Annotated in this window: 26 protein-coding genes; 16 read left to right on the top strand and 10 right to left on the bottom strand. The window is 67.8% G+C overall.

What is annotated here, in order from left to right:
• The first annotated feature begins 83 nt into the window (after positions 1-83).
• Entirely contained in the window at positions 84-836 is a 753-nt protein-coding gene (locus ACFWPX_RS29450; protein ID WP_378930858.1) for an SDR family oxidoreductase, read from the top strand.
• Between the two features lie 28 nt (positions 837-864).
• Here ACFWPX_RS29450 and ACFWPX_RS29445 read toward each other — a convergent pair whose 3' ends face one another.
• Positions 865-1998 (bottom strand): ACT domain-containing protein, encoded by a 1134-nt coding sequence (locus ACFWPX_RS29445; protein ID WP_378930893.1) that lies wholly within the window; start codon positions 1996-1998, stop codon positions 865-867.
• Positions 1999-2204: 206 nt separating this feature from the next.
• Here ACFWPX_RS29445 and ACFWPX_RS29440 point away from each other — a divergent pair, with 206 nt between their 5' ends.
• A complete protein-coding gene (locus ACFWPX_RS29440) occupies positions 2205-3461 on the top strand; it encodes an aspartate kinase (protein ID WP_378917277.1) in 1257 nt (418 codons plus the stop codon).
• Positions 3462-3545: 84 nt separating this feature from the next.
• A complete protein-coding gene (locus tag ACFWPX_RS29435; protein WP_378930856.1) occupies positions 3546-4382 on the top strand; it encodes an alpha/beta fold hydrolase in 837 nt (278 codons plus the stop codon).
• 31 nt (positions 4383-4413) lie between these two features.
• Here ACFWPX_RS29435 and ACFWPX_RS29430 read toward each other — a convergent pair whose 3' ends face one another.
• Together ACFWPX_RS29430 and ACFWPX_RS29425 are read right to left on the bottom strand one after the other, a co-directional pair.
• Positions 4414-5130 (bottom strand): GNAT family N-acetyltransferase, encoded by a 717-nt coding sequence (locus ACFWPX_RS29430; protein ID WP_378917273.1) that lies wholly within the window; start codon positions 5128-5130, stop codon positions 4414-4416.
• A 286-nt stretch (positions 5131-5416) separates the two neighbouring features.
• Positions 5417-5578, bottom strand: coding sequence for an SAM-dependent methyltransferase (locus ACFWPX_RS29425; RefSeq protein WP_378930854.1), 162 nt, complete (start codon positions 5576-5578; stop codon positions 5417-5419).
• A gap of 516 nt (positions 5579-6094) precedes the next feature.
• On the opposite strand from ACFWPX_RS29425, the gene ACFWPX_RS29420 reads away from it, so the two are divergent.
• From ACFWPX_RS29420 to ACFWPX_RS29410, 3 genes are all read left to right on the top strand, one after another.
• Positions 6095-6385, top strand: a complete 291-nt coding sequence (locus ACFWPX_RS29420; protein ID WP_378930851.1) for a hypothetical protein — start codon at positions 6095-6097, stop codon at positions 6383-6385.
• A gap of 108 nt (positions 6386-6493) precedes the next feature.
• Complete coding sequence (locus ACFWPX_RS29415) at positions 6494-7636, top strand: N(5)-(carboxyethyl)ornithine synthase (protein WP_378930849.1); 1143 nt, start codon at positions 6494-6496, stop codon at positions 7634-7636.
• 140 nt (positions 7637-7776) lie between these two features.
• Entirely contained in the window at positions 7777-8256 is a 480-nt protein-coding gene (locus ACFWPX_RS29410) for a DUF6328 family protein (RefSeq protein WP_378917266.1), read from the top strand.
• Positions 8257-8293: 37 nt separating this feature from the next.
• Here the strand turns inward: ACFWPX_RS29410 and ACFWPX_RS29405 are convergent, their stop codons facing one another.
• Entirely contained in the window at positions 8294-9217 is a 924-nt protein-coding gene (locus tag ACFWPX_RS29405; RefSeq protein WP_378930847.1) for a TetR family transcriptional regulator, read from the bottom strand.
• A gap of 129 nt (positions 9218-9346) precedes the next feature.
• Between ACFWPX_RS29405 and ACFWPX_RS29400 the strand changes: the two genes are divergently transcribed.
• Positions 9347-10555: an acyl-CoA dehydrogenase family protein gene (locus tag ACFWPX_RS29400; protein WP_378930845.1), complete on the top strand. Its 1209-nt coding sequence runs from the start codon at positions 9347-9349 to the stop codon at positions 10553-10555.
• A gap of 11 nt (positions 10556-10566) precedes the next feature.
• Positions 10567-11574, top strand: a complete 1008-nt coding sequence (locus ACFWPX_RS29395; protein ID WP_378930843.1) for a phosphotransferase family protein — start codon at positions 10567-10569, stop codon at positions 11572-11574.
• A gap of 43 nt (positions 11575-11617) precedes the next feature.
• Here ACFWPX_RS29395 and ACFWPX_RS29390 read toward each other — a convergent pair whose 3' ends face one another.
• Positions 11618-12259: a TetR/AcrR family transcriptional regulator gene (locus ACFWPX_RS29390; RefSeq protein ID WP_378917324.1), complete on the bottom strand. Its 642-nt coding sequence runs from the start codon at positions 12257-12259 to the stop codon at positions 11618-11620.
• Between the two features lie 108 nt (positions 12260-12367).
• On the opposite strand from ACFWPX_RS29390, the gene ACFWPX_RS29385 reads away from it, so the two are divergent.
• From ACFWPX_RS29385 to ACFWPX_RS29365, 5 genes are read left to right on the top strand one after another with little or no spacing between them, the layout of a single operon-like run.
• The gene (locus tag ACFWPX_RS29385) at positions 12368-13204 is read left to right on the top strand and encodes an SDR family NAD(P)-dependent oxidoreductase (RefSeq protein WP_378930841.1); all 837 of its coding nucleotides are present in this window, start codon (positions 12368-12370) and stop codon (positions 13202-13204) included.
• Positions 13205-13230: 26 nt separating this feature from the next.
• Complete coding sequence (locus ACFWPX_RS29380) at positions 13231-14157, top strand: ferritin-like domain-containing protein (RefSeq protein ID WP_378917258.1); 927 nt, start codon at positions 13231-13233, stop codon at positions 14155-14157.
• The gene (locus ACFWPX_RS29375; RefSeq protein WP_378930839.1) at positions 14154-14714 is read left to right on the top strand and encodes an NAD(P)/FAD-dependent oxidoreductase; all 561 of its coding nucleotides are present in this window, start codon (positions 14154-14156) and stop codon (positions 14712-14714) included. The genes ACFWPX_RS29380 and ACFWPX_RS29375 overlap by 4 nt, the downstream gene beginning before the upstream one ends.
• Positions 14711-16195, top strand: coding sequence for a flavin-containing monooxygenase (locus tag ACFWPX_RS29370; protein ID WP_378930837.1), 1485 nt, complete (start codon positions 14711-14713; stop codon positions 16193-16195). Before ACFWPX_RS29375 ends, ACFWPX_RS29370 begins: the two co-directional genes overlap by 4 nt.
• A gap of 43 nt (positions 16196-16238) precedes the next feature.
• A complete protein-coding gene (locus ACFWPX_RS29365) occupies positions 16239-17510 on the top strand; it encodes a hypothetical protein (RefSeq protein WP_378930835.1) in 1272 nt (423 codons plus the stop codon).
• Between the two features lie 26 nt (positions 17511-17536).
• On the opposite strand, the gene ACFWPX_RS29360 is transcribed toward ACFWPX_RS29365, so the two are convergent.
• Positions 17537-19516 carry a BTAD domain-containing putative transcriptional regulator gene (locus ACFWPX_RS29360; RefSeq protein WP_378930833.1) on the bottom strand — a complete coding sequence of 660 codons (1980 nt, stop codon included), beginning with the start codon at positions 19514-19516 and terminating at the stop codon, positions 17537-17539.
• 108 nt (positions 19517-19624) lie between these two features.
• Between ACFWPX_RS29360 and ACFWPX_RS29355 the strand changes: the two genes are divergently transcribed.
• The gene (locus tag ACFWPX_RS29355; RefSeq protein WP_378930831.1) at positions 19625-20503 is read left to right on the top strand and encodes an alpha/beta fold hydrolase; all 879 of its coding nucleotides are present in this window, start codon (positions 19625-19627) and stop codon (positions 20501-20503) included.
• Positions 20504-20519: 16 nt separating this feature from the next.
• On the opposite strand, the gene ACFWPX_RS29350 is transcribed toward ACFWPX_RS29355, so the two are convergent.
• Positions 20520-21395, bottom strand: a complete 876-nt coding sequence (locus ACFWPX_RS29350; protein ID WP_378930828.1) for an alpha/beta fold hydrolase — start codon at positions 21393-21395, stop codon at positions 20520-20522.
• A 120-nt stretch (positions 21396-21515) separates the two neighbouring features.
• On the opposite strand from ACFWPX_RS29350, the gene ACFWPX_RS29345 reads away from it, so the two are divergent.
• Positions 21516-22412: a LysR family transcriptional regulator gene (locus ACFWPX_RS29345; RefSeq protein ID WP_378917243.1), complete on the top strand. Its 897-nt coding sequence runs from the start codon at positions 21516-21518 to the stop codon at positions 22410-22412.
• Between the two features lie 6 nt (positions 22413-22418).
• Here ACFWPX_RS29345 and ACFWPX_RS29340 read toward each other — a convergent pair whose 3' ends face one another.
• Positions 22419-23147 (bottom strand): MerR family transcriptional regulator, encoded by a 729-nt coding sequence (locus ACFWPX_RS29340; protein ID WP_378930826.1) that lies wholly within the window; start codon positions 23145-23147, stop codon positions 22419-22421.
• Positions 23148-23157: 10 nt separating this feature from the next.
• Positions 23158-24060, bottom strand: a complete 903-nt coding sequence (locus ACFWPX_RS29335; RefSeq protein WP_378930824.1) for an alpha/beta fold hydrolase — start codon at positions 24058-24060, stop codon at positions 23158-23160.
• A gap of 103 nt (positions 24061-24163) precedes the next feature.
• On the opposite strand from ACFWPX_RS29335, the gene ACFWPX_RS29330 reads away from it, so the two are divergent.
• Positions 24164-24670, top strand: coding sequence for an SRPBCC family protein (locus ACFWPX_RS29330; protein WP_378917237.1), 507 nt, complete (start codon positions 24164-24166; stop codon positions 24668-24670).
• A 15-nt stretch (positions 24671-24685) separates the two neighbouring features.
• Here ACFWPX_RS29330 and ACFWPX_RS29325 read toward each other — a convergent pair whose 3' ends face one another.
• On the bottom strand, positions 24686-26110 hold the full coding sequence (locus tag ACFWPX_RS29325) for a PLP-dependent aminotransferase family protein (protein ID WP_378930891.1): 1425 nt from the start codon (positions 26108-26110) through the stop codon (positions 24686-24688).
• Positions 26111-26125 lie beyond the last annotated feature (15 nt).

Genomic DNA, 26125 nt, shown 5'->3' with positions numbered 1-26125 from the left:
CCCCGCTTCCGCTGGGTGGCCCTCCCACTACCAGGAGGTTTCCGACCTGGCACCCGACGACGGCCGAGACGAACGTTGTGGCCATGACAAACAACAACATCGAAAGCCGGGTCGCCGTCGTCACCGGAGCATCCAGCGGCATCGGTGCCGCCACCGCGCGGCGACTGTCGGCTGACGGCATGAAGGTCGCGCTGCTCGGGCGGCGCAAGGATCGGCTGGAAGAACTCGCTCACGATATCGGCGCGAACACCCTCGCGGTGACCGCCGATGTCAGTGTTCGGCAGTCGGTACTGGACGCAGCAGCCGAAGTGCGTGCCGCGTTCGGTCCGGTCGATCTGGTCGTCGCGAACGCCGGCGTCATGCTCGGCGCGCCGTTCGAGCACGCCGAGATCGACGAATGGGACCAGATGGTGGGCACGAACGTCAACGGATTGCTCTACACCGGAAGAGCTTTCATCGATGACCTGCTCGCCGCCGCGGATGCCGGTCGCCGCGCCGACCTGGTGCTCGTCGGTTCCATCGGCGGCCATCTCGCGTTCCCCAACTACGGTGTCTACTGCGCCACCAAGGCCGCGGTAGCGCACCTGACCCGCACGTTGCGAACCGAGTTCGGCCCACGCGGAGTTCGGGTCAAGAACATCGAACCCGGCTTCGTCGGCACCGAACTCGGCGCGGGGATGCGCGACGACAACCGGCGCGCTGAGCTCGACGCATGGCGCGACGGACTGGAAGTCCTTGTCCCCGAGGACATCGCCGACGCGATCGCTTTCGCCATCTCGGCCCCACGGCGGGTGAACGTGGCGGAACTCATCGTCGTCCCCACCGAGCAGGGATGATTCGCACTCCGCTGGTGTGGCTCCACGGCTAGCCGTCGGCGCCCTCCACTCGCCATCGCGTGCGCACCGCGCGCACACAGGACGCGTCGGTGAGCGCGTCGACCGTGTCGGTGAGGGCGGATTCCCTGGCGCGGTGGGTGAGCACGATCAGGTGGGCGGCGTCGTTGTGGTGCTCTTGACGGACCCGCTCGATGCTCACCCCATGGTCGGCGAAGGTCGATGCGACCCGGGCCAGGGCGCCGGCGTGGTCGGTGACGTGCAGGTTCAGGTAGAAGCGGGTCGGGGTGTCGCCGAGCGGCGCGACGGGGAGTTCGGCGTAGTAGGAGGCGCGGGGTGCGCGGCCGCCGTTGACGCGGTTGCGTGCGGCGGTGACCAGGTCGCCGAGCAGCGCCGATGCAGTGGCTCTCGGGGCATGACGGCCCGAGAACATCAGCTGCCCAGCGCAGTCCGCCTCGACGGTCACCGCCGGTGCGTCCACCTGGGCGAGTGGGTGGGCGGCAGGAATCAGCGCAGGGTGTACGCGCACCGAAATCTGTTCCTTGCCACCGTCTTCGGGGCCGGACTGCTCGCTGACCCTGGTGCAGACGGTGAGTTGTCGCAGCCGCAGTGACAACGCTTCCGCGGCGGCGAGGGCGTGTGGGTCGGCCGCACCGAACTCCTCGAAGTGCACATCGGCGACTTCCACTCTGGTGTGAAACGCCATCGTCGCCAGGATCGCGGCTTGGGCAACCGGATTCGCCCCGTCGAGGGGGAAGACCCCGAGCACTTGTCGCACCCGATCGCCCGACAGCGATTGGGTCAGTGGCCGCACTACCGGCACCCCGCCCCCGACCGCTGCCTCGAAGCACAGGTCCGCCCCGTATTCCTCGGCGGCCGAGGCCAATCGGTGCCCGTGTTCGGCGATCAGTTCCGTATTCGCGGTGACCACCGACCTGCCCGCACGCAGCGCGGCGAGCACTGTCGTCGACGATGCGGTGGTCGCAGTCGCGTCGACGAGTAGATCGGCACCCGACACCGCCCCGAGCGTTAACCGCGTCCCGGCGCGTTCGCTCAGATCATCGACGGTGTGGCGGAAGATCCGCACCACCTCTTCGGCAAGCGCGCCGGTACCGAGAACGGCGACCTCCAGCGCGGAACGAGCGGAACGGAAGTGCTGATCGATCACCGGAATACGCCTAACGCCGAGAGCTGCCGAACCGGGAGCCGGCGCTTCGCGCGCCACCCCCTGACCGTCAGTATCTCGTCCGAAACTATTCGGCGGCAGTCGTTTTCGTTTCCGAATTGGTACGGCCGTGCCCGGATTGCCTGGATACTCGGAGGGGTCACCCGCGGATCGCATGCGGGCGAGCAGGGGAGAGGACTTCGCAGATGGCCCTGGTTGTGCAGAAATTCGGCGGTTCGTCGGTAGCCACCGCGGAGCGGATCCGGCGGGTCGCCGAGCGGATCGTGGAGACGAAGAAGCAGGGGCACGACGTGGTGGTGGTCTGCTCGGCGATGGGCGACACCACCGATGAGCTCCTCGAATTGGCGGGGCAGATCGCCTCGGCACCGGAACCGCGCGAGCTGGACATGCTGCTCACCGCCGGGGAGCGGATCTCGAATGCCTTGGTGGCCATGGCAATTCATTCACTCGGAGCCGACGCCAGGTCGTTGACCGGCTCCCAAGCCGGCGTGATCACCACCGGCGCCCACGGCCGCGCCAAGATCATCGAAGTCGACCCGGGCCGGGTGCGCCGCGCCCTCGACGACGGTGAAGTGGTGTTGGTCGCCGGGTTCCAGGGCGTGAGCCAGGACAACCACGATGTCACCACCCTCGGCCGTGGCGGCTCCGACACGACCGCCGTCGCGCTGGCCGCGGCACTGCGTGCCGATGTCTGCGAGATCTACACCGACGTCGACGGCGTCTTCACCGCCGACCCGCGCATCGTGGCCGACGCCCAGAAACTCGACCAGATCTCCTACGAGGAAATGCTGGAAATGGCGGCCTGCGGCTCGAAGGTTCTCATGCTGCGCTGCGTCGAATACGCGCGCCGCTACCAGGTGCCCGTGCACGTGCGCTCGTCCTACACCGACACGATCGGCACCACCGTCTTCGGTTCGATGGCCGATATCCCCGCCGACCAGGCCGTGCTCACCGGCGTCGCGCACGATCGCAACGAGGCCAAGGTGACCGTCGTCGGCCTGCCCGACGAACCCGGCTACGCGGCCAAGGTGTTCCGCGCGGTCGCCGACGCCGAGATCGGCATCGACATGGTCGTGCAGAACACCGGTACCGGGCGCACCGATATCACCTTCACCCTGCCCGCCGCCGACGGCGCGCGTGCGGTGGCCCTGCTACGCGACCGGCGCGCCGATATCGGCTTCGCCGACGTCCGCTACGACGATCGCGTGGGCAAGGTCTCGCTGATCGGCGCGGGCATGCGCAACAATCCGGGCGTCACGGCCACCTTCTGTGAGGCGCTGGCCGCGGCGAACATCAACCTCGACCTGATCGCCACCTCGGAGATCCGCATCTCCGTGCTGGTCCGCGACACCGACCTCGACGACGCTGTGCGCATTCTGCACCGGGCTTTCGACCTCGGTGGGGCGGAAGTCGCCGTGGTGCACGGCGGCACCGGTCGGTGACAGCGACGTTGACGCCACGTCGGAGTCCCGCGTAATTTTGCAGATCAGTCGAGTCCATCGGAGGCTTCGTTGGGTACAAGGTTGATGTCTTTCACCCGGGGCGGGCTCGAGTTCGACGTGGTCGATTCCGGCCCGATAGATGGCCCGGTCATCGTCGCGTTGCACGGTTTCCCGCAGACCTCGACCTCGTTGACAGCACTCACTACCCTGCTCAACGCCCGCGGCTACCGCACCGTGGCGTCCGATCAGCGTGGGTACTCGCCGGGCGCGCGACCGCGCGGCAGGCGCGCATACCGGGTGTCCGAGCTGGTCGGCGACGTGGTGGCCCTGGTAGACGCCATCGGCCGGGGGCCTGTCCACCTCGTCGGGCACGACTGGGGCGCGATGGTCGCGTGGTCGATGGCCTCCACCCGGCCCGAGCTGGTCCGCACGATGGTCACCGTATCGGTGCCGCATCCTGGGGCCTACTTGCGTTCGCTGTTCACCAGCAACCAACTCGCCCTCTCCTACTACATGGCGCTGTTCCAGATCCCGATGCTGCCGGAACGTGTCCTGCGCACCCGCCCTGCCTTGCTCGACGGGCTGCTGGCCAAGACCGGCATGAGTCAGGACGCTATCTCCCGGGTACACAGCGAGATCGTCGACGGCGGTGCGCTCACCGGCGGAATGAACTGGTATCGCGCGGTGCTGTCGTTGGCGCCGGGCATGGTTTCGGCACCGGTCGAGGTGCCGGTGACCCATGTGTGGAGCACCGGCGACACCGCGCTGGCGCGACGTGGCGCCGAATTGACCGAGCGCCACGTCGTCGGCGACTACCGCCTCGCCGTGATCGATGGCGCCTCCCACTGGCTACCCGAGGAGCGCCCGGCCGAGCTGGCCGAGCTGATCAGCGACCGGGTCGAATCTGTGTCGAGCCGCTGATACGCCGATCGGCCGGATCGATCGCGCCGGGTCAGCCGATCGGTGCGGCCATGGCCCGCAACGGTTCGACGGTCGCCGGGATCAACGGCGCCCGCCGCAACGCGCGCGCGGCCAGTTGCTCGATGATCCGACCGCGCACTCCCGGCCATTCGTCGTGCAGGATCGAATAGAACGCGGTGTCTCGTACCGCGCCGTCGAGCCCACGCGAATGTGCTCGCCGCACACCGTCACTCACCGCGCCGAGGCGTTCGATCGCCGCCCGGGAGCGCAGGTTGCGGGCATCGGCGCGCAAGGTCACCCGCCGCACACCCCAGCTCTCGAAGGCGTGTGACAGCAGCGACAGCTTGGCGTCGAGATTCACCTGACCGCCCCGCGCCGCGGGGGTGAGCCAGGTGTTGCCGATCTCCACGGCGTCGGGGATCGCCCCGCCGGGCAACGCGGTGACGGGTTCGGCGGACAACGGCCAGGTCAGCGGCCCCTGCCAGTAGTCGAGCCGGGTGAATCGGGTCGCCCCGACCACACTCTCGTCGGCGACGGCGACGATCGCGAAGGCCAGCGCCGTGCCTGCCAGCTGCGCCGCCTCGGCCTGGAATACATAGGTGCGCGCCTCCTGTTCGCCGTGCGGGACGATGGTGAACCCGGCCGGTCCGTCGAGCGCGGCGGCGGCAGCGACCAGTCCGGGAACGTGATGGGGTGCAAGAGGTTCCAGCCGTGCGATGCGGCCGTGGAGGATAACGGGTGCGGGCATGGTGACCGGCGTCCTTCGTCTGAGAGGGTCGCCGAAAGCACGAGGCGTGGATCTCACGCGGCACGCGACTTCGGCGAAGCGACACGAACGATCCAGCAGCATCGAAAACTAGAAGGACAGTAGCCGAACGTGGCGCGATCCCCACATCGAACGCCGGATGTCGCGGCCGGAATGTTTCCTGCGCGACGATCCCCGTCCTACCGCTTTTCGGCGATCGCCGCGACGATCAGTTCCTCCCAGACCGACAGGTCCCGATCGGGTGCGCCGACGTCTGCGGAATCCTCGTTCACGTGCTGCCAGCGTTCGCGCTGAAGACGATCCCGATCGGCTTGTCGAGATCGATCAGCCGGGCGATCTCCGGATCGGCCCTGATCGCCTCGGAATCGCGCACGTCGGCGTGGATCACGGCGGTGTTGTCGTTGGTCGCCAGCAAGAACGCCCGTGTCACGGCACGGTTTCTGCGCGTCGTTGACACCGAAGCGGTTCGGGGCGTAGGGGTTTCGGATGTGAGCGAGGTTCGCCGAGCGGATTCCGTCACGGTGCCGTGTCGACAGCTCACGGAGGTACCAACTGGATCGCGAGGTGCATCTGGCCACGTTTTCCCACGTCAGGGCCGTAACGGTTCGATAAATGACACACGTGTCGGTTTCTTGGGCAAATGTCCAGTTGTCTTGGGGTTTCGCCAGTTCCGACCCGTGTTTCCTGGAAATGTAACGCGCGTTATCCATCTGTGTCGTACGGGTGTTCTATGTGATGCAGATCACACCATCTATTCTCTGACTGTTGTAGCTGGCAAGCTCGTAATTGCTGAACGTTAACCATTCGTGATCATCCACCGGGTCGACGCAGATTCGCGGTCACGAACGCCCCGCGCGTGCGCCGCGGCGCGACGGTCGTCGAAAGATCCGCTACGGATCACTTATCGGCGGTGTCGGGGCGACTGTCAGGAAGGGACCTCGTTGTTATGAGCAGCATCTACTTCGAATCGAACAGCAACCTGACAGTTACCGGCCGAAGTCGCCGCGTCGCCGCGACCTCGACCGTCGAATCGTCCATCGCGCCGCTGGCGACACCGGGGCTGGTCCTCGGCCTGATTCTGCTCGGTCTCGGCGTGGCCGGTCTGCTGCGCCTCGGCGATTGGGTGGGCAATTACGGGTCCGTCCTGGTCGTGCTGGCCTATGTCCTCTATATGGCCGCGGCTGTGAGCCTGGCCCTCTGGGGTGCGGTCGCCGTCTGGTCGCTGCATCGGCGCTAGCCGATCGGGGAATGTATCCCACGCAGGGGGTGAGATACATTCCCCGTTCAGATTTCGGCGAAACGGAGTGCTGAAGGCCTACGAGTAGGCTGACCAGGTGAAGCAACTGTGAAACACCTGACCGTCGGCGTCGTCGCGACCTCTCGCAAGGAAAACGAACACCGGCTGGCCATCCACCCGGCTCACCTCGACCGCATCGATCCCGAACTGCGCGGTCGGATCTTTCTCGAACATGGTTACGGTGACCGATTCGGTTACCCCGACGATGTCCTCGCCCCGCTCGTAGCGGGCCATCGCACCCGCGAAGAACTCTTCGCCGAGTGCGATGTTCTCCTGCTGGCCAAGCCGCTGGCCGAAGACCTCGCGCAGATGCGCCCCGGCACGACCGTGTGGGGCTGGCCGCACTGCGTGCAGGACGCGCGGATGACCCAGCTGGCGGTCGACCGCGACCTGACCCTGATCGCCTGGGAGGCGATGAACCACTGGACGAAGTCGGGTGCTTTCAGCGTCCACGTGTTCCACAAGAACAACGAACTGGCCGGTTACTGCTCGGTCATGCACGCCCTCCAATTGCGCGGCGTGACCGGTGATTACGGTCGCCGGATGCGTGCGGCCGTGATCAGCTTCGGCGCCACCGCGCGTGGTGCGGTGCGGGCACTGTCGGCGATGGGGATCAGCGATGTGACGGTGCTGACTCAGCGCAGTGTGTCGGCAGTGGCCTCGCCGTTCGCCTCGGTGCGGATGCAGCATTTCCAGCGTGATCCGGAACTGCCCGGCCGGACGCTCGCGCTCGAGGCACCCGAGCCGGGACCGCTGGCGAAGATGCTGGCCAACTACGACGTGGTCGTGAACTGCATGTTCCAGGACACCGAGGACCCGTTGACGTTCGTCATGAACGACGACCTCGAACTGTTCACGCGCGGAACACTTTTCGTCGACGTCTCCTGCGATGAGGGGATGGGCTTCGAGTTCTCGCGCCCGACCTCGTTCGCCGATCCGATGTTCACCGTCGGTGACGATCTGCACTACTACGGTGTCGACCACAGCCCCTCGTTCCTCTGGAACTCGGCGACATGGGAGAACTCCGAAGCTCTGCTCGAGTACCTGCCCGTCGTGCTCGGCGGCCCCGAAGCGTGGGATGACAGCGAAACGATTCGTCGTGCGATCGAGATTCGCGACGGTCGGGTGCAGAACCCGCGGATCCTGTCGTTCCAGGGTCGCTCCGACGTGTATCCATACGCGGTGAACTGACCTTCGGTCATCAGCGGCGCGCGGGGGTGTCTCCCGCGCGCCGGTGGTCTTTCTGCTCGCGATCGGTCGGCTGAGTTATGACATATGCGCAGTAAGATGGCAGGAAATCGGAAGTTGTTTCGCGGTCGCGAGGAGCGGCGATGGACGGATACGACGCCGCGTGGAACGAGCGAGAGCGCGGCGAGAACGCGACCCAGCGCCTCGATCGGAACTGGTCCTCGCTCCTGCAGGAATTGCGCGTCCTGCAGACCGGCGTACAGGTACTGACCGGTTTCCTGCTGACATTGCCGTTCCAATCGAGGTTCGACACCCTGAGCACCCCCTTGCGCGTTGTCTATCTCGTGGTGGTTTCCGCCGCCATCGCCGCGACCGCCCTGCTGGTCGCCCCCGTGGCCATTCACCGTCTGCTGTTCCGCCGGCATCGACTCGACGTGCTCGTGATCGGTGCCCACCGCCTGGCACTCCTCGGAATCGCGCTGCTCGGCGTCGCGTTGACGGGCATGGCCGTGCTGATCTTCGATATGGTCGTCGGCACCGTCGCAGGTGTCATCGCGGGAATTGTCGCGGCCGTGCTATTTCTCGGGCTGTGGGTGGTCCAGCCGTTGATCTATCGGCGCTAGCGCACCGGCTGTGTCTCACCTCGGCGCGCGGTCATTCTTACGGATGTTCGACCGCCAAGCCCAGCAGTCCGAGGGCGAAATCCGCATAGGCGGTGGCGATCTGTTCGGGGGAGGACGGGCCGTCGAGCCGGAACCATTGGGGGAGTGCGGTACACATTGTCGCGATGGCACGCCCCGCGTCGCGCGCATGGGCGGTCGACCTGCCTGCCTCGGCGAGCGCGGCATCGATCTCGGCATCGAGAAGGTACTGGATCTCGTTGCGGGAAGCCGTGATTCGATCGCGGTCTGCCGGGTTCAGGCTGCGCATCTCGCTGGCGCCGATGAAGGCGAGTTCGCGGTGGTGCGTGTGGAAAAGGGCCAGCGCCTCGACGACACAGGTCACGCGTTCGCGGCCGTTCGCGCCGTCGACGCGGGCCGCACGCACCCGCCGGTGCAATTCGTCCATGGTCAGGTCGAGTGCGCGGACCAGCAGGTCCTGTTTGTCGCGGTAGTGGTGGTAGACGCCGGGCACGCTCATGCCTGCCCGCGCCGCGATCGAGCGCATCGTGGCGCCGTGGTAGCCGGTCTCGACGAAGGAGTCGATGGCGGCGGCGAGCACCGGGTCGATATCCAGTGGCGGGAACGCACGCCAGGAATCCGCTGCGCCAGAGGGGCCGGGTTCGTCGGCTCCGTCGCGCAGGCGGGGCGCGGCGGGCCGAGGTAGGCGTGAGTGGGACTCGGCGGCAGGCGCGGCATCGGTGCGCTGGTCCCCGATCAACCAGGGCACCGTCGTGCCCAACTCGGCAGCGAGGGATCGCAGACGCGCAACCGAGGCGCCGGTCTTGCCGGTCTCGATGGCGCTCAGCGTGGCCGGGCTGACGCCGATCCGCTGGGCGGTCGCCCGCAGTGACAACCCCGCCGTGGTCCTTGCCAGGCGTACCCGTGCACCCACCGCATGCTGTTCGGCTGCCGTCGACTCCACAGTGTTCAGGATAGCTGAACAATCTTATCGCAGTGACCAGGCCTGTTGACAGTGCTGATCCACGCATGCCACTGTCGTTGCAGTGTATTGCCGAGCGATCGTTCGGCGACCGAGCCGAGGAGCGGACCCGTGCCGATCGACCTGTCCTACCCGTCCGAGGTGCAGAGCTTGGCCGACCGCACCCGCGCCTTCATCCGCGAACGGGTGATCCCGGTCGAAGACGCGCACGACGGCGACATCGCCGCGGCCGGCGGTGAGAAACTGCGCGTGGAACTCCAGCAGGCCGCTCGCGACGCCGGCGTCTTCGCCCCGCACGCGCCGATCGAATACGGCGGCCACGGCCTCGACATGTCGAACCGCGCGCCGGTGTTCGAGGAGGCGGGCTATTCGCTGTTCGGCCCCACGGCCCTCAATATCGCCGCTCCTGACGAGGGCAACGTCCACATGCTCGCCCATATCGCCGACCCGGAGCAGAAACAGCAGTTCCTCGCTCCGCTCGCCCGCGGCGAGGTGCGTTCGGCCTTCGCCATGACCGAACCGGCCCCCGGCGCAGGTTCGGACCCCTCCGCGCTGAGCACCCGTGCGGTCCGCGCCGACGGCGGCTGGCGCATCAGCGGCCACAAATGGTTCATCACCGGCGCCGACGGTGCGGGCTTCTTCATTATCATGGCTCGTACCTCGGGTGAGCCGGGCCAACGCGGCGGCGCCACGATGTTCCTGGCCCCTGCCGACAGTCCCGGCATCCGCGTCGGCCGCCATCTCGACACCCTCGACAAGTCGATGATCGGTGGCCACTGTGAGGTCTTCTTCGACGACCTGCTGGTCCCGGAGTCGGCGGTCCTCGGCGAGGTCGACCGCGGTTTCGAATACGCCCAGGTGCGACTCGGCCCCGCCCGCATGACCCATGTGATGCGCTGGCTCGGCGCCGCCCGCCGCGGCCATGACGTCGCGGTCGCGCACGTGGCGCAGCGTGCGGGCTTCGGCTCGCGGCTCGGCGACCTCGGCATGGTTCAGAAGATGATCGCCGACAACGAGATCGACATCGCCGCCACCCGCGCGCTGCTGACCCGCGCGTGCTGGGAGCTCGACCGTGGTGAACCCGCCGCGAACGCGACCTCCATCGCGAAAACCTATGCCGCCGAAGCGATTTTCCGCATCGTCGACCGCAGTATGCAGATGTGCGGCGGTCTGGGTGTCTCCGCCGACCTGCCGCTCGCCCGCCTGTCCCGGGAGGTGCGTCCGTTCCGTATCTACGACGGCCCCTCCGAGGTGCACCGCTGGGCCATCGCCAAACGCGCGGTCAGCGCGGCCAAGCGGGCGAAACGGGACTCCGAATGACGCTGCCGGGCATGGACATCGCCGCACTGGAGCAGTTCCTGCGCGCCCACGGCGTCGAGGTGTGCGGGGAGCTGCGCGTCGAACTGATCAGTGGTGGCCGGTCCAATCTGACGTTCGCCGCCGCCGACGACGTGTCGCGCTGGGTGGTGCGCCGCCCGCCGGTCGCTGGACTCACCCCGTCCGCGCACGACATGGGGCGCGAATACACCGTCACCAGCGCGCTGCGGAAATCCGCTGTGCCCGTGGCGAAGACGATCGCCTTCGACGCGACCGGATCCGCGCTCGGAGCGCCGATGACTGTCGTCGAGTTCGTCGACGGGACGGTGTTTCGAGATCAGGACGAGCTGGCGGCGCTCACCGATGATCAGGTGAATTCCAGTGCGCTCGAGCTGGTTCGCGTCCTCGCCGAGCTGCACGCGATCGACCCGGCGGCTGTCGGCCTCGAAACATTCGGTCGGCCGGACGGTTTCGTCACCCGGCAGGTGAACCTCTGGGCATCGCAGTGGGAGCGGGTCAAAACCCGCGAACTTCCCGACGTGGCAACCCTGCACGCCGCGCTGACCGCCGCGATCCCGCGGGAATCGTCGGCCTCGATCGTGCATGGGGATTTCCGTATCGACAACACGATCCTCGACAGCGCGGACCCGAAAATCGTTCGTGCCGTGGTCGATTGGGAACTGTCGACACTCGGCGACCCGCTCACCGACGTCGCCCTGATGTGCGTCTACCGGGCGCCGATATTCGACCTGATCCTCGGCACCCACGCGGCGTGGACCAGCTCCCGCCTGCCGAGCCCCGATACCCTCGCTCAGACCTACGCGACCGCGTCGGGGCGCGACCTGGACAACTGGGGCTTCTACCTCGCCCTGGCCAACTTCAAACTGGGCATCATCGGCGAAGGCATCACCCACCGCGCCAACCAGGGCTCCGACACCGGTTCTGCCGCCGACCGGGCCGCCGAGGCAACCCCGGAATTCATGGCCGCCGGTCTGCGCGCACTGAATGGGTCGGCGAAGTAACAGCCCTCAGCTCGTCGGATCGCTCGACGCGACGCGGTGCGAATTATCCGATGATCTCCGCGGGAAGGAACATCACGCCTAGTTGCGAAGCGATGGCGCTGGTGTGTTCGACGATCCGCTCGGCGTCCACGTCGAGCACGCCGGTGCGCCAGGCGGACAGCAGTTCGATGAAGCCGCCGATGCCTGCCAGCGTGCTCATGCGCATGGCGGTTTCGTCGATATCGGGGCGCAGATAGGGCCAGGCGGCGGCAATGAGCAGATCGGTGGCGTCGGTGAGCATGGTTTTGCGGCGCTGTTCGAGCACGGCGCTGCCCGCGTGATCGGCCAGCAGAATCCGTGCCCGGCCGCGCAGATCGGTCTGCAACTCGACAGTGCGGGCGATGGCCGCGCGCGTGATCTCGAGTGGTGTGCGGTCGGCGTGTTCGGCGACAACGCTCGCCAGCTCGGCGAACACCTCGGTGCACACCTCGTCCCAGACCGCGGCGAGCAGTTCGTCGCGGTCGGCGAAGTGCTCGTAGAAGTAGCGGTCGTTGAGCGAGGCCCGCTGGCAGACACCGCGCATGGTCACCGCCGCCCAGCCGTTGTCGAGCCAGATATCGAGGGCGGCCTCGACCAGGCCGACCCGCCGCTGCGCCCTGCGCTCGTCGGCGGTCCGCCCTCCCCAGGTCCGAGCCGGTGCGCGCACATCCATGGTTGACAAAGTACTCCTCCGCGCGCCTAATTGGTGTCAGGTGCGGCCAATGGTGGCAGATGCCACCAGTTAGGGCCTCGCCGGGTAGAACCGGGAGTTGCCATGCGATTGTTCCCTTTCGGCGGTCATCGCCGGACCACGAACGCCGATGCGGTGGTGACCGGCGCGGGCAGTGGCATCGGACGCGCGTTCGCCGTCGAATTGGGTCGCCGCGGCGGCCGTGTCGTGTGCTCCGACATCGATCCCGACCGTGCGGCCGATACCGCCGAACTCGTCGAGGCGGCGGGCGGCAAAGCGATCGGTACCCGCTGCGATGTCACCGTGATCGACGAGGTCACGCGGTTGGCCGCGACCGCGCAGGACTGGTTCGGCGGCCCGCCCACCGTGGTCGTCAACAACGCCGGTATCGGGGCGGGCGGACCGGTGGTCGGCGAGTTCGCCCTCGATGATTGGCAGCGCACGCTCGGCGTCAATCTCTGGGGCGTCATCCACGGCTGCCACGTCTTCGCGCCGATCCTGCGCGCGGCGGGGCGTGGATCGCTGGTGAACGTCGCCTCGGCGGCCGCGTTCGGCGCGGCACCCCGGATGGCCGCCTACAACGTCAGCAAGGCGGGTGTGCTCGCGCTGTCGGAGACGATGTCGGCCGAGCTGGCAGGCACCGGCGTCGGCGTCACGGTGCTGTGTCCGACCGGCGTGAAAACCAATATCATGCAGGCGGATTCGCCCATGGACGACACCGCCGAGCGTCTGGGCGGGCTGCTGCTGCGCTGGACCGGGCGCGCACCGGCCGCCATCGTCCGCACCACCCTCGACGCGGTCGACCGCGGCGAGCTCTACGTGGTGCCGCAGCTCGAGGCCAAGATGCTCTGGCAGGCCAAACGATGGCTGCCCACCGCCTACACCCGTTCGGCAGGACTGCTGGAGCGGGTCGTGCGCTGATCCATCACACCGAAGGAGATCGAACAATGACGTTCGCCTATCCCGATATGCTCGCCACCATTCGCGCCAAGCAGTGGGCGCTGGCCGATATCGATTGGGACGCACCGGGTGCCGACACCATCACCGACGAACAGCGCCCACGGCTGGCCACCTTCATGGCCGATCTGGTGTGGATCGAACATGTCGGCGCTCGCGGCTTTGCCGCGCTGACCCACCAGGCCCCACCCGGCCCGCTCCGCGAGATCTACCGGTACTTCCACGCCGAGGAACAGAAGCACGCCAACGCCGAACTCGCGCTGATGCGCCGCTGGGGCATGCTGGCCGACGGCGCCTCGATGCCGGTGCCCAACAAGAACATTCGCCTGGTGATCAGCTGGCTCGACCGCTACGCCGACCAGCTGACCCTGCCTGTGCTCGGCACCGTGATCCCCTCGCTGGAGACCGCACTCGACGGCGCGCTGGTGAAATTCCTGCTCGACGAGGTCGAGGACCCGGTGTGTCACGAGGTGTTCCGGCACATCAACAGCGACGAATCCCGGCACCTGGCAGTCGGTTTCCAGGTTCTCGAACAGCTCGGCGCGGGCCCGCTGCGCCGGATCGCCATCGAGACAACCGGTTTCGCGGTGCGCCCGTCGTTCGTGCTCGGCGCGCTGCTGTACGCGCCACTGCTGTCGCGGATGTCGACCAACATCATCGCGCTGGGCCTCGACGAGGAGAAGCTGTGGCAGGCGGTGCGCCGCTACGAGAATGTGGGGGAGCGCAGCCCGGCCATCCGCCGGGTCCCGCTCTACCACGTGGTGAAGATGCACGGGAAGGCCACCATTCACCGCCGTCAGCCGTTCCAGCTGCTGGCGGATGTGTCCAATGCCTGCATCGACCGGTTCCCGATCCGTGTCCTCGGCCGCAGGCCGTCCTGGTCGGACGAGCTCACCTACGAACCGGTGGCGAAATGACGACGCTCCGTTTCGCCGACACCTTCACCGGGCCCCAGGTGCACCGGACGGCTTTCGCGCCCCGGCACGAATTCACCGGTCAGCGGGTCGCGATCATCGGCAGCGGGGCGGCGGCCGCCCGCCTGCTGCCCGGCATCGCCGCCGAGGCCGCGCGGGTGACGGTGTTCCAGACCGAGGCGGTCTGGGTCCTCCCGCGGGTACCGCTGTCGGGCGCGACGACGCTGCGTCGAGCTCCGCAAAGACTGGTCCGGCTCGTCGCCCGCATCAATCTCCGTGTCCAGGTGCATGATTCGTGGCTGCGTCACCGCCTGACACCGGATGACACCGCGGGCGTCGCGGTGCACAACAGCTACTACCGCACCCTGCGGCAACCACACTGCACCCTGGTGACCTGGCCGATCGCGCGGCTGGTGCCGCTGGGCGTGCGCACCGTCGACGGCATCGAGCACCGGGTGGACAGCATCGTCTACGCCGACGACGCGGGCCATGTCGTGCGCACGGTCACTCGGCCCGGCCGCCTGCATCCGTCGGCGGAACTGATGAAGGAGATCGCATGACCACCACCGGAATCGACCACGAGATCATCATCGTAGGAGCCGGATTCTCCGGGATCGGCGTGGCGATCGAGCTGCGCAAGGCCGGGTTCGACGACTACCTGATCATCGACGAGGCCGACGGTGTCGGTGGCACGTGGCACTGGAACACCTATCCCGGTGTCGCCGTGGATATCCCGTCGTTCAGCTACCAGTACTCCTTCGAGCAGCGCACCGACTGGTCGCGGGTCTACGCGCCCGGTCGCGAACTCAAGGCCTATGCCGAATCGTGCGTGGACAAATATGAGCTGCGACCACGAATTCGCTTCGGTACCACCGTGATCGGCGCGGACTTCGACGAGCGTGCCGACCGCTGGGTGTTGCACACCGCCGACGGCACCGAACTGACCGCGCGGTTCGTGATCAGCGCGACCGGTGTCCTCACCAGACCCAAACTTCCTGAGATCCCCGGCATCGAGAGCTTCTCGGGGACAGTTATGCACACCTCACGCTGGGATCACCGCCAGGACCTGCGGGGAAAGCGCGTGGCGATCATCGGCACCGGCGCCTCCGCGGTCCAGGTGATCCCGGAGATCGCCTCGCGGGTCGAGCACCTGACGGTGTTCCAGCGCACGCCGATCTGGTGCCTGCCCCGCCCCGACCTGCCGCTGCCCCTCGCTGCCCGCCTGGCACTGAAGGTCCCCGGCGGACGAACGCTGACTCGCCTGGTGAGCCAGACCTACGTCGAGTTCACCTTCCCGCTCGCGGCCCACTATCACCGCTCCCTGCCCACTGCCGCGATCGGCGAACGCGCGGGCCTTGCCCATCTGCGGCGCCAGGTGAAGGACCCCGCCATCCGGGCCGCGCTCACCCCGAAATACGCCCTCGGGTGCAAACGACCCAGCTTCTCCAACGACTATCTGTCGACGTTCAATCGTTCGAACGTGACCCTGGAGACCGACCCGATCAGCGAGATCACCGCCACCGGCATCCGCACCGCCGAAGGCACCGAACACCCCGCCGAGGTGCTGATCCTCGCCACCGGTTTCAAGGTCATGGAATCGGGCAATATGCCGACCTACGACCTGCGCGGCATCGACGGCCGCGATCTGGAGACCTGGTGGGACGAGAACCGGCTGCAAGCCTACGAGGGCGTCAGCGTCCCCGGCTTCCCGAACTTCTTCTCCATCATCGGCCCCTACGGCTACAACGGCGCGTCCTACTTCACCCTGATCGAGAACCAGACCCGCCACATCCTGCGCTGCCTGCACCATGCCCGTACGCACGACGCGGACCGCATCGAGGTCACCGAGGAAGCCAACGACCGCTACTTCCGCGAGATGCTGGCCCGCCGCGGCGGCCAGGTGTTCTGGGACGAAAGTTGCGCCACCGCCAACAGCTACTACTTCGACAAACACGGCGATGTGCCCCTACGCCCCAACTCCACCCTCGAATCAGCTTGGCGCAGTGGTCATTTCCCCCTGACCGACTACGTCTTCTCCTAGCTGTCATTTGCCGCCCGGAGGTTTCTCGCCCACGATGGGGGCGATGACTATCGAATTGGAACAAGCCCGGCAGCTACTCGCCGAGGGGGATCTGGCCGGGTCGGTCCGTGCCGTGCGTTTCGTCGCCGAGCGAGTGCCGCTGCGTGAGCTCGCGACGGTGCTGGCCGAGCTGGCCGCCGCGGCGGAGTTCGGGGATCTGGCTGCCGCCGCCGGTGCGGTGCTCGACGACCCGGCCGACCCGCGGGCGCTGACCGTGCTCGGGTACGAATGCGTCGAGTACGGCATCTCGTTCGCCGCGATCCCGGTGCTCAGCCATGCGCTGGAGCTGGCCCCTACCTCGCGCCAGGCGCTCGCCGAGCTGGTCACCGCCTTCGAAGACGAACACCGGCACGCCGAAGCTGTCGAAGTCCTCGTCCGGCACGAATCGGACCTGCAGCCGTGGCCGGAGCGCTATCTGCTGGTCTACAACTCGATCCTGTCCGCGGATCTGCCCCGGGCGCTCGCGGAGTTCGCCCGGCTGCCCGTGCCGGACGACGACTGGAAATTCGCCTATGAGCGCGTGGGGCGCATGCTCGCGCGCGCCGGTCGAGCCGGCGCCGTGACCGCACTGGATCACCAGGATCTGCGCGGGTGGCAGTTCACCTTGACCGGTGGCTACCTGGCTACCTTGTCGCCGTACGGATTCGACGCCGGAATGACCGGCCGCTGGGCCTATCTGGGCGACAACCCGCAGCTGTGCCGCTACAGCCTCGATCGGCTGGCCCTGGTGTTGTCCGCGGCGAGCCGGCAGCCGCGCTCGGTTTCTCTGTTGCCAGGCCGGGCCGATCGTATTCTCGGCCTGTCGGCTGCCCGCGTGCTCGGCCTGCCCACCGAAGAGTACGAACCGGGTGCCACCGACACCGTCGTCGTCGCCTACGACTTGCGCACTGTCGCCGACGACCTCATCGCCACCCTGCACGAGCGCGCCCCCGGCCAGATCCTCTACGAACACGCCACGTGCTGGACCCAGCCGCCCGCGGTGGCCGCGGATGTCAGCGGTCTGCTGCACCAAACCGTCGTCGAACCCTGGGCCGCGAGACAGCGACTCGGCGACAACGGCCTCGAACCGGTGGCCGCGGACTCCCGATCGGAAGCCGAGATCGCCGAGGAAATCGTTTCGGCCGACGGCACTCCTGATTCCGGTGACGGTGCAACCCCATCGGACCTCGACGCCGCCGTGACGACTTTCGTCGCGAACACTTGCGACAACTGGTTGATCGGGCCTCGCACGCCGATGAAATCGCCAGGCCCGGTGCGAAGTTCATTCTTCACCTGATCGGTGTGCAGGTGGCTGCGAGCGCGTCAGAGCGACATCGCGGTGTCGATGTCGTCGAGATGGGTGCGAACCGGGCCTACGCTGAGAAGTCCGCTCTGGGCGGTGGTTTCGGCCGCCGCGGGGGACAGGTGGATTCTGGCTCGGTGCATGGCCTCGACATCGTCGACGGCGGTGGCGGCGTGTGCCACGATGGCCCATAGCGCTTCGAACAGCAGGTCGCGCGGCGGGGACGTGAGGTTGTGTAGGGCCTCTCGCGCCCCGGCGAGTTCGCCTCGCGCGACGAGCAGGGTGGGCTCGACCCAGGATTTGTAGGGTCCCCAGTCCGTGTCGGGAGCGATCGCCGCGATCTTGCCGGTGTTGTGATGGCGCAGATACAGACTCAGTTGGGCCAGCGGCAATATGCCGTGCTCGAGTCCTGGCATGCCTGCTCCGGTGAGGGTGGCGGCTGCTGCCTCGTAGGCCGCCTCCGCCGTCGCGAGATCTGTTGTGGCACTGGTACGTAAGGCGCGGTACCAGGTGGTGAACACCTTCACGAGCGGCAGTTCGTAGCGTTGCGCGAGCGCGTCGGCGGCGTCGGCGTGCTGGTCGGCGCCCGTGTAATCGGCACAGGCGCAGCGGGTTTGGACGAGGATGAGGTGGCCGAGCACCTCGTAGGTGGCGAGCTTGCTGGTTGCCGCTACCGCGACGATCTCGGTGCCGAGGGCTTCGCGTCGCTGCGCGAGTCCGGCCCGCTGGAAGCTCTGCATGAATACACCGTTGAGCGCGAAGGCCAGCAGCGCGGGGTCGTGCAGCCGCCGGGCGATTTCCTCGGCTCGGCGGGCGGCACGCAGCGGGCGCAGCCCGGCCTCGGTCGGATCGTCCACCGGCAGGGCGCCGCGCGATTCGACGGCGATGGTCGCGAGCAGTCTCGCTCGGTCGGCCTCGTCGTGGGCGGGCAGCCGCAGGAGTGTCTTCTCGGCGATGTCCACGAGCCGTCGGTCCTGCGCGGGGTCGTCCGAGCGGGTCCAGATCGCGGGAACGTCGTAGATGCCGATCACCCGCGCGGTCAATTCGGCGTCTCCGAGCTCGTCGGCGGCGACGACAGCTGAAAGCCGGTGTGCGCGTGCCGCTGCCAACCCGCCGCCGCCAGTGACCGCGAGGTCGCGCATCAGTCCGGCGGTCGATTCCAGCCGCGTCCCGGTGCGTGGCGGGACCGCGCTGTCGTACGCGGCACGCGCCTGTTCCCAGACCCGCACGGTGGGATCGGCCGCGACCGGGTCGAGGTGTGCTGCCTGGCGCAGCAGGTCGTGTTCGAGGCGGCGCAATGCCGGACCGGGGTCTATGCCGAGATCCTCGGCCAGCATCCGCCGTGCCCTGGCGAGGACGGCGAGTGCGTCGGCCTGACGACCCGAGCGGTACAGGGCGGTGGCCAGCAGTCCCCACGCGTCCTCACGCCACGGATGCTCGGCGACGTGCGCGTCGAGGTCGGGAACCGCTGCCGCGGCGGCACCCAGTGCCAACTGCGCTTCGGCACGGCGTTCGACCGCCAGCAGTCGCTGCTCGGTGAGCCGCGATCGTTCGGCCTGTGCCCACCCCGCATCGGCGAAGTCGGTATAGGCCGGTCCCCGCCACCAGCCCAGCGCCTCCGTGAGCAGTGAGAAGGCTTGTCCCGCAGGGAGAGTCGATGACACCCGAATCGCATCGTCGAATCGCCACGCATCGACGGCATCGGGTTCGGCCCGCAGCGCGTAACCGAGCCCCTCGGTGACCAGCAGGCGCGCCGGCGTGCGAGGCGGGCGGTCGGGCTCGAGCGCCCGCCGCAGTCCGGCGACGAAGGTGCGCACCGCGCCCACCGCGTCCACGGGCGGCTCGTCCCACAGATCATCGACCAGCCGACCGACCGGAACCACGCGCCGGTTGGCCAGGATCAGCCGTGCGAGCACCTCGCGGTAGCGCGGACCGCGCAGCGCGACCGGTCCACCCAGGTCGTCGTGCACGGTGACGGGACCGAGCACCTGAAACCGCATCAGGCCAATGTAGTGCGCGTTCATCGGCTGCTCATCGCGACACCGCACGCTCGAACTCGATCCGCACAGACCCCGCGGACCAGCCTTCGACCGAGGAGAGCCCACACGATGACCCGCACCATTCCCGGATTCGACTACCACCGCGTCCCGGCCGCCGACGATGTCGCACTCAACGTGGCCGTCGCGGGCTCGGGAACCCCGATCGTGCTGCTGCACGGCTTCCCACAGACCCACCTGATGTGGCGTCACGTCGCCACCGACCTGGCCGCCGACCACACGGTGATAGTCCCGGACCTGCGCGGCTACGGCGACAGCGACAAACCCGCCGCAACCGGACCCGAGACCTACTCCAAGCGCCGGATGGCCGCAGACATCGTCACCGTGGCAGCGGCTTTCGGACATGAACGCTTCGCGCTCGCCGGCCACGACCGCGGCGCGCTGGTGGCCTTCCGGGCCGGACTCGACCACCCCGCGACGATCACCCACCTCGCATGCCTGGATGTGTTACCCACCCTCGATATGTGGGACGTGCTGCACGGCGCGACCGCCGCCGTCGGATTCCACCTGTACCTGATGGCGCAGCCGCCGGGCCTGCCAGAACAGATGATCGCCGCCGGCGCCGACGCGTTCTTCGCCTACTTCCTCGACCAGTGGACCAAGGACCCGGCCGCGATCCCCGCGCCCGTGCGCGCCGCGTATCTGGATGCCTGCCGCGAAGCCGTCCCTTCGATCGTGGCCGACTACCGCGCCTCGGCGACCATCGATATCGACCACGACCGCGCCGACCGCGCGGCAGGCACCCGGCTGTCCATGCCCGTGACGGTCATGCAGCAGGACTGGGGCGCCGCACTCGGATTCGAGGCGGCGGCACTGTGGTCGAGTTGGGCACCGGATCTCGACCACCGCACCGTCGACGCGGGTCACTTCATGGCCGAGGAGGACCCCGACGCTGTCGCGGCCGCGCTCCGCGACCTGGTCCTGCGCTGAGACGAAAGGCGCGGGTTCAGTAGCTATTCGGCAATGTGTCGATGAAATCGCAGATTATCGGCGCGATTTCGGGCAGATTCTCTTCGAGCGCGAAATGTCCGGTGTCGAAAACGTGGACCGCGGCATCGGGGAGGTCGCGGCGGTAGGCATGGGCGCCTGCCTCGGGGAAGAAGGCGTCGTTGCGACCCCACAGCACCAGCGTCGGCGGCCGGTGCTCGCGCAACCACTGCTGCCAGACCGGGTAGAGCGCCACATTGGTGTGGTAATCGAGGGCGAAGAGCACCTGGGCGTCCTTGCGGCCCGGGAGGTCGAGGAAATGCTGGTCCAGAGTCCAGCCGTCGGGAGCGATGAGCTCGAGATCGGTGGTGCCGCCCTCGTACTGGCCGCGGGTGACGGGCAGTTCGAGGATCTGTCGAACGTTGTCCTCGGCGCCCGGCTGTCCCGGCTTGTTCGCGGTCATCGCGCGCGCCATGTCGGACAGGCCTTCGTCGTAGGCGTTCGCGTTCTGCACGATCAGACCTGCGATCTGCGCGGGCCGACGGGCGGCAAGGCGCAAGCCGACCGGTCCGCCGAAGTCGAAGGTGTACAGCACAAATCGTCGCAGACCCACCGCGTCGGCAAAGCCTTCGACGATGTCGGCGAGACGGTCGAAGGAGTAGACGAAACCGTCGGGGACCTCGGTGTGCCCGAAACCGGGGTAGTCAGGGGCGATCATCCGGAATCGCCCACCGAGTGCGTCCATGAGCCGCCGGAACTGATGCGATGCCGAGGGAAAGCCGTGCAGGAGAAGCAGTGTCGGTGCGTCCGCCGGTCCGGTCTCCCGGTAGAAGACCCGTACTCCGTCGACCTCGACGACCCTGTGCCTGATGTGTGGGACGGACACTACCGCCATGTCGAACCGACCTCTCTGAACGTTTTTCGTAGACGGATCTATGATCAAGTGTTCGCCGGGGATGATCAACGACAAATTACCCAAGGGTCGTTAACCGGTGAGCAATGATCGAAGGCGGCCGTGGAGCGAAACGAGATCGAGGCGTTCCTGACGCTCTCGGAGGAACTGCATTTCGGCCGGACCGCCGAGCGGCTGCGGGTCTCCACGGCCCATGTCAGCAAGACGATCAAGGGGCTCGAGCGTCAGGTCGGGGTGGCGCTGTTCGAGCGGACCAGCCGCAAGGTCGTCCTGACGCCGGTCGGGCGTCAGTTGTGCGAGGAACTTCGTCCCGCCTACGAGCAGGTTCGGCGCAGCGTCCGCAATGCCGAACTGGCCGGACGCGGACTCCACGGCACCTTGCGGGTCGGCTATTTCGGGTCGGCCGGTGGGCGGTATCTGCTGGAAATAGGTGAGATCTTCGAGGCCCGGCATCCCGAATGCGCTGTGCGGATCACGGAATTGCAGCTCAGCGACGGTGCGAGTCGGTTGCGCAGCGGTGCTGTCGACACCATGCTGTGCTGCTTTCCGATGCGCGAGCCCGATATGACCATCGGCCCGCCGCTGATCTCCGAGGCCAAAATGCTCGCAGTCCCGTCCGGCCACGATTTCGCCCGCAGGGCCTCGCTATCGCTGGAAGACCTCGCCGAGGTCGCGATGATCCGGAATCCGCCGGAACTACCCGCGTACTTCGACCAGTTCCACCATCCCGAACGAACCCCGTCCGGCCGCCCCATCGAACCGGGCCCGACCGCCGCGACCTTCCAGGAGATCCTCGCCCTCGTCGGCGCGGGCAAGGGCGTGTACCTGACAACCGAACAGGCCCCGCTGTTCTACGTCCGCCCCGACGTCACCTTCGTCCCCGTAACCGACGCCCCACCACTGCAATTCGGCCTGGGCTGGCTGAACACGGGACTCACCGCACGGGTACAGGCATTCGTCCGGACCGCGAGCGACGTTGCTGCCCAGCGGCGCTCCTGAGGAACCTCAGCTGTCGTGCTCGGTGGCTCGCTGTTCGGCGCGGTGAGTGAGGGCGTCGACGATGCGCTGCCAGGAAGGGGAGGACTCGGAGATTCGCGAGGCGACGAGTTCGGTCGACCGGGTGGTGCCTCGCCTGTGCCGGATCTCCCAGGCGTCCAGGTCGTCGATGAGCCGGTCGAGGCGCGGATCGTGCGGGTCCCAGTCGACTGATCGGTCCACCGCGAGGTACAGGCGTGTGGTTTCGGGATCGTCGAATTCGGCGTTCTTCTCGCGGACCCGCTGTGGGAGAGCATCGGCGTCCAACGCTTGCAGAAGGATCCAGGCGTCGCGCTCCAGGCGCACCCGTTGTTCGCTGACGCCGAGACCGCGCATCCGGTCCAGGATGGCGACCACTTCGGTGGGGAGGAAGAGGCTTTCGCCGCTCGCCAGTGCGGCGATCCGGTGGCGGTACTCGGCGAGTTGATCGATCTTGCGCTGCAATCGCTCGTCGATATCGCCGATGGCCGCAGCGAATTCGGCCGGTTGCGCATGGAGCAGCGCGTCGATCCTTGACAGCGGAACACCGGCGTCGGCGAGGGTCCTGATCCGGATGAGATCCACCGCCGCCTGCGCCGCATAGCGCCGGTAGCCGGAGGCGTCGCGCTCGGGCTCGGGCAACAGCCCGACCTGGTGGTAGTGGCGCACGGTGCGCACGGTCACGCCGGCGGTCGCCGCGAGTTGGCCGATGGTGAGCACCGCGCCGATTCTAGGGGCCTGCCACCTGGTCGACGACATCGCGGATCGCCTCGACCACGGCATCGGGACGGTCGAAGCAGAGTCGGTGGTGCACGGTGTCGGTGATGATGCGCTGTTCCCCTCGCGAAACCCCGTTCACCACGGCGGCATCCATTCGCCGCCTGCCGTCGTGCATCTCGGACAGCGCCGCAGCGGACTGGCTGGGATCGGCGCCGAGCACAGTGAGCGCCACCAGCGGAACATCAGGAAGGTTCGGCCCACTACGCAGTTCGGCTGCCACGTCGGTCAAGCCGTTGCGCTCGGCGAAGCCCACACGGATCCACTCGGCACTCGACCTGGCATCGATCAGGGGCAGGCGCACGTGCTCGGGGTAGTCCGCGAGCAACTCGCCGCGCAGCCCGCGCAGAGCGGTGCGCATCTGTTCGACCTGTTCGAGATCAGGCGCAGGTGCCGCCGCCGCGGCCAGCCGCATCGCCTGCGGCATGAACTCGTCCCAGTCGCGATGCAAGCCGTCCATCCAGACCAGTCCGGCCACGTCCTGCGGGTACAGCTGAGCGAACCGGTGTGCGTACAGGCAGCCGAGGGAGTGGGCCGCGAGCACATAGGGGCCGGGGATGTTCTCGGCGAGCAGTAGCTCGCGCAGTTCCGTGGCGACCGCCGTGGCGGTGCGAGGCAAGGGCAGCGAATCGCTGTAGCCGGTGCCGGCGCGGTCGTACACGACGGCGGTGGTGAACAGCGAAACCTGTTGCTGCACACCGAAATAATCGAGTCCGACCGCGCTCGCGCCAGGGAGGAACACCACGGCCGGGCCGCCGCTGCCCGACCGGTGCACGAAAATGCGCTTGCCGTCGATCTCGGTGAATCCGCCGACCGGCGGGGCGAGCCTGGTCGAAGCTGTGTTGTCGTTCGTCATGCGACCAGAGTGCAACCCTGACGCAGCGTCAAGGTCAACCCCTCCTCTGATATGAATTATGGGCTCTGACATATTCGTCTGCCGGACCGAAAGAGAGTCACCCGTGCGCTACCGCGACTGTCCGACGATCGAAGTGACCGAACGGGTCCCCTGCGATGCCGCCACCGCGTGGGCGCTGGTCACCGATATAGAGCTGCCGGTGCGCTGCGCGGGCGAGCTCACCGCCGTCGAATGGATCGGCCCGGCCGACCGGGTGGAGATCGGCGCCCGGTTCCGCGGGTACAACAGCCACCCCGCCTTGGGCACCTGGGAAACCGAGTGCGAAATCGTGGAGGTCGAGCCGGGCCGCCGCTGGGTGTGGAACGTCCTCGGCGCGGAGGGGGTCAGTGCCACTTGGGGATTCGAGGTCGATCCGGCGCGCGAGGGAGCGCTGCTGCGGCAGTGGGCTCGGGTCGGCCCTGGGCCGTCGGGATTGACGTTCGCGATCACCGCGACGCCGGATTTGGAGGGCCGGATCATCGCCCGTCGGCTGGACGAATGGGCGAAGGGGATGCGGGCCAACCTCGCCTGGATCCGGGCGCACGTCGAGGCGGAGGGCGATCGGGGGTGAGGGCGGCCGCGGTCCTCACATCGCCAAAGGTGGTGTCGCGACGGCGGGTCTGTTCGGTGGGCGGTAGGTGCGCCAGGCTTCGGCGAGCCGGTCGACCGCGGCCGTGAGGGTGTCCAGCGGATGCAGGAAATGGATCCGCAGGTAGCGTTCGCTGCCGCCGGTCGGATCGAGGCCGCTGCCCGCGAGGATCGAAACATGGTGGCGCAGTGCGGCTTGGGCGAAGGAGGCGCCGTCGCCGTGTGGCAGCCGGATCCACAGGGTCTGTCCGCCCTTGACCGGCGGCACGTCCCATTCGGGGATTCGGCGGGCGAGTTCGGCGCGCAGGTGGTCGTGGCGACGTTCGCGTTCGGCGGCTTGTGCGCGCAGCAGGCTGTCGAGGCGGGGGAGTAGCTCGGCCGCGGCCAGCTGCGCGGGAAGGTTGCCGCCCAGGTCGTGCACCGCGCGAAGCCTGGCCAGCTTGGCGACGACAGGGGGAGCCGCGCGGATCCAGCCGACTCGCAGTCCGCCCCAGACGCTTTTGCTCAGCGAACCGATGGTGATCACGGTGTCTGCGAACGCGGCCAATGGTAGGGGCGTTTCGTGGCCGGGGAAGCCGAGCTCGGCGAGTACCTCGTCATCGATGAGCGTAATCCCTTCCGCTGCGGCTGTTTCCGCGAGTCTGCGCCGTGGGAGCGGCGACAGCACCGAGCCGGTCGGGTTCTGGAAGGTGGGGATCACGTAGGCGAGAGTCGGTCGCTGCTCGCGGATCGCCTCCGCGAAACCGTCCAGTCCGGGCGGCAATCCGGACACGACCGCCGCTTCCGCGCGGAAAGCTTCCAGCGCTCCGGGATAGGTCGGAGCTTCCACGAGTACTCGATCGCCGGGCCGCAGATGAGCCCGCGCGAGGAGTGAAAGCGCTTGTTGCCCACCGGTGGTGACGAGGATCTGCCCGGCCTCGGTGGGTAGACCGCGCCCTCGGTAGTACTCGGCGACAGCCTCCCGAAGCACCGGATGGCCGGACGGGTAGTAGCCGATGTCGTCGGTCGTCGCGGCCAGCGCGGGCAGCATCGCCGCATAGGACTCGGCCAATTCGACAGGCGGCCGGTCCGGTGCCGCGCAAGCCAGCGAGATCACATCGGACCGCGGTTCGAGCAGGTCGAGAAACATCGGTTCACTGGTGGTTTCCGGCGGATCGACCCGCGGTGTCCCCGCGACGCGCGTGCCACTGCCCTGCCGTCGAACGATTCGCCCTTCGTCGTGGAGCAGGTCGTAGGCCGCCACCACGGTGCTCCGCCCGACCGACAACGCGACGGCCAGCTTGCGATCCGGCGGCAGCAGCGTGCCCGGCGGGAGTTCGCCGTCATCGATCAGCCCACGCAGTCCCGCCGCGAGCAGGGCATACAGCGGCCCACGCCCCGCCGACCAGCGACCGAGCCGATCAGTCACCGTGATTGGATCCATCACCAAACCAATTAT

This window comes from Nocardia sp. NPDC058518 (genome assembly GCF_042719655.1).
GTDB lineage: Bacteria > Actinomycetota > Actinomycetes > Mycobacteriales > Mycobacteriaceae > Nocardia.
Note: the sequence above shows the minus strand (reverse complement) of the source record. Positions and strands in the feature narration are given on the sequence as shown.

Coding starts and splice junctions, on each gene's coding strand:
- ACFWPX_RS29450 (WP_378930858.1), top strand. CDS start 84: ATGACAAACAACAACATCGAAAGCCGGGTCGCCGTCGTCACCGGAGCA.
- ACFWPX_RS29440 (WP_378917277.1), top strand. CDS start 2,205: ATGGCCCTGGTTGTGCAGAAATTCGGCGGTTCGTCGGTAGCCACCGCG.
- ACFWPX_RS29435 (WP_378930856.1), top strand. CDS start 3,546: ATGTCTTTCACCCGGGGCGGGCTCGAGTTCGACGTGGTCGATTCCGGC.
- ACFWPX_RS29430 (WP_378917273.1), bottom strand. CDS start 5,130: ATGCCCGCACCCGTTATCCTCCACGGCCGCATCGCACGGCTGGAACCT.
- ACFWPX_RS29420 (WP_378930851.1), top strand. CDS start 6,095: ATGAGCAGCATCTACTTCGAATCGAACAGCAACCTGACAGTTACCGGC.
- ACFWPX_RS29410 (WP_378917266.1), top strand. CDS start 7,777: ATGGACGGATACGACGCCGCGTGGAACGAGCGAGAGCGCGGCGAGAAC.
- ACFWPX_RS29395 (WP_378930843.1), top strand. CDS start 10,567: ATGGACATCGCCGCACTGGAGCAGTTCCTGCGCGCCCACGGCGTCGAG.
- ACFWPX_RS29385 (WP_378930841.1), top strand. CDS start 12,368: ATGCGATTGTTCCCTTTCGGCGGTCATCGCCGGACCACGAACGCCGAT.
- ACFWPX_RS29380 (WP_378917258.1), top strand. CDS start 13,231: ATGACGTTCGCCTATCCCGATATGCTCGCCACCATTCGCGCCAAGCAG.
- ACFWPX_RS29375 (WP_378930839.1), top strand. CDS start 14,154: ATGACGACGCTCCGTTTCGCCGACACCTTCACCGGGCCCCAGGTGCAC.
- ACFWPX_RS29370 (WP_378930837.1), top strand. CDS start 14,711: ATGACCACCACCGGAATCGACCACGAGATCATCATCGTAGGAGCCGGA.
- ACFWPX_RS29365 (WP_378930835.1), top strand. CDS start 16,239: ATGACTATCGAATTGGAACAAGCCCGGCAGCTACTCGCCGAGGGGGAT.
- ACFWPX_RS29360 (WP_378930833.1), bottom strand. CDS start 19,516: ATGCGGTTTCAGGTGCTCGGTCCCGTCACCGTGCACGACGACCTGGGT.
- ACFWPX_RS29355 (WP_378930831.1), top strand. CDS start 19,625: ATGACCCGCACCATTCCCGGATTCGACTACCACCGCGTCCCGGCCGCC.
- ACFWPX_RS29350 (WP_378930828.1), bottom strand. CDS start 21,395: ATGGCGGTAGTGTCCGTCCCACACATCAGGCACAGGGTCGTCGAGGTC.
- ACFWPX_RS29335 (WP_378930824.1), bottom strand. CDS start 24,060: ATGACGAACGACAACACAGCTTCGACCAGGCTCGCCCCGCCGGTCGGC.
- ACFWPX_RS29325 (WP_378930891.1), bottom strand. CDS start 26,110: ATGGATCCAATCACGGTGACTGATCGGCTCGGTCGCTGGTCGGCGGGG.